Annotated in this window: 2 protein-coding genes; both read left to right on the forward strand. The window is 65.8% G+C overall.

What is annotated here, in order from left to right; genetic code table 11:
• Window positions 1–1187: 3-oxoacyl-[acyl-carrier-protein] synthase III C-terminal domain-containing protein (locus ABYB95_RS21660; RefSeq protein ID WP_372661825.1), on the forward strand; the 1187-nt coding region annotated here is incomplete at its 5' end.
• Window positions 1188–1190: 3 nt separating this feature from the next.
• Window positions 1191–2393: an acetyl-CoA acetyltransferase gene (locus ABYB95_RS21665; RefSeq protein WP_372661827.1), complete on the forward strand. Its 1203-nt coding sequence runs from the start codon at window positions 1191–1193 to the stop codon at window positions 2391–2393.
• Window positions 2394–2427 lie beyond the last annotated feature (34 nt).

Genomic DNA, 2427 nt, shown 5'->3' on the forward strand with positions numbered 1-2427 from the left:
GAGAGGGCGTTGAGGCGCTCGACATGGGCGGTTCGTCCAGTGCGGCGCTGAGCGCCGTGATCGGCGCGATGGACCGCGTGAGCGCGCGCGGCGGCGAAGCACTCGTGATCGCCACCGACCACCGCAAGACCCGGGCCGCCAGTTCGCAGGAACTGGACTACGGCGATGGTGCGGCGGCGCTGACGGTCGGAAGCGCCAACGTGATCGCCGAATACCTCGGTGGTGCCACGCTCACCGTCGATTTCGTCGACCACTTCCGCCAGGCCGGTGAAGACATCGATTACCACTGGGAAGAGCGCTGGGTGCGCGACGAAGGCATAGCCAAGCTGGGCCCCCGCGCCATCGCCAGTGCCTTGGAGAAAGCTGGTGTTGAAGCGGGTGCGGTTGATCACTTCATCTTCCCGACCACGTTCGCCAAGATGGATGCACAACTGGCAAAAGCCTGCGGTATCCGCCCCGAGGCGATCGCTGATTCGCTGGCCGCCACCGTGGGCGAAACCGGTACGCCGCACGCGTTGCTCATGCTGGCTGCCGTGCTGGAACGCGCACAACCGGGTCAGCACATATTGCTGGCGCAGTTCGGCGGCGGTGCGCAAGCCATCGTGCTGCGTGTGACCCCGGCCATACAGTCGTTCCGGCCGGCGCGCGGCGTCTCGGGTTGGCTCGCGCGGGGTGTGGAAGAAAAGAACTACACCAAGTTCTTGTCGTTCAAGGAGCAACTGCGCCTGGAGCGCGGCCCGCGCGGCGAGCAGGACCGCAAGACCGCATTGAGCACCGCCTACCGCCACCGCACCGCCATCCTCGGCCTGGTGGCCGGGCGCTGCGAGGTGACGGGCGCGGTGCACTTCCCGCCGTCCCGCATTTCCTACGACCAAGGCAAGCCGCTGCAGGACACGCAGAAGCCCTACAAGCTCGCGGAGCGGCGGGGCCACGTGCTGAGCTGGTCGGCCGAATCGCTCTCCTTCCACAGGGCGCCACCCCACCAGTACGGTCAGGTCGACTTCGTCGGCGGTGGGCGCATTCTGATGGAGTTCACCGACGTGGCCAAGGGCGACATCGCCTCGGGTTGCGAGGTCGAGATGGCGTTCCGCATCAAAGACATCGACGAGGCGCGAGGCTTCACCCGCTATTTCTGGAAAGCCACGCCCGTGGCCTCCGGCGCCGACACCACCGCATCGAAGGAGTAATTCATGGCCATCGGCATCAAAGACAAAGTCGCCATTCTCGGCATGGGTTGCAGCAAGTTCGGCGAGCGCTGGGACGCCAGCCCCGAAGACCTCATGGTCGAGGCCTACAACGAAGCCATGGCCGACGCCGGCATCTCGCCCGAACAGCTCGACGCCGCTTGGTTCTCCACACACATGGACGACGTTGGCGTGGGCCGTGGAGGTACGCCCATGGGCATCGCGCTGCGCCTGCCCAACATCGGCGTCACCCGGGTCGAGAACTTCTGCGCTGGCGGCTCCGAGGCGATCCGTGCCGCGGTGTACGCCGTGGCCGCAGGCGCGTGCGACATCGCGATTGCGCTCGGCGTGGAGAAGCTCAAGGACACCGGTTACGGCGGATTGCCGGTGGCCACGGTGGGCACCTACATTCCACAGTGGTACCCGAACGCGGTGGCGCCCGCCAACTTCGCGCAGCTCGCCACCGCTTACCGCGCCAAGCACGGTATCGATGCGGCCTTGCTCAAACGCGCCATCTCGCACGTGTCGATCAAAAGCCACGCCAACGGCTCGCTCAACCCCAAGGCGCATCTGCAAAAGACCATCACCGAAGAGCAGTGCCTGAAAGCGCCCACCATCGCCGAGCCGCTGGGCTTGTTCGATTGCTGCGGCGTGTCCGACGGCGCAGCGGCGGTGATCGTCACACGCCCCGACATCGCTCGCGCGCTCGGCAAGCGCGATCTGGTCACTTTCAAAGCGCTGCAGGTCGCGGTGTCGAACGGCTGGGAAATGCACTCGAACGAATGGGACGGCAGCTACGTGCACACCGCCCGCGTTGCGGCGCGCAAGGCCTACGCCGAAGCCGGCATCCGGAACCCGGCGCAGGAAGTGAGCATGACCGAGGTGCACGACTGCTTCTCCATCACCGAGCTGGTCACCATGGAAGATCTGGGTTTGTCCGAGGAAGGCGCCGCGGTGCGTGATGTGCTCGATGGCAAGTTCGACGCCGATGGCGCCATACCCTGCCAGATCGACGGTGGCCTCAAGTGCTTCGGCCACCCCATTGGGGCCAGTGGCATCCGCATGCTCTATGAGATGTATCTGCAACTGCAAGGCCGTGCGGGGCCGCGCCAGTTGAAGAACCCCAAGATTGGCCTCACGCACAACCTCGGTGGGCAACCGTCGCAGAACGTTTGCTCGGTGTCCATCGTCGGCCGCGAGGGCGTCTGATGAGCACGGCCGTCGTACTGCTGGACCGCCCCAC

The sequence above is a fragment of the Hydrogenophaga sp. genome (assembly GCF_041633695.1).
Lineage (GTDB): Bacteria > Pseudomonadota > Gammaproteobacteria > Burkholderiales > Burkholderiaceae_C > Hydrogenophaga.

What these genes read in the sequence shown, in the direction of transcription:
- ABYB95_RS21665 (WP_372661827.1), top strand. Translation starts at nt 1,191, where the DNA reads ATGGCCATCGGCATCAAAGACAAAGTCGCCATTCTCGGCATGGGTTGC.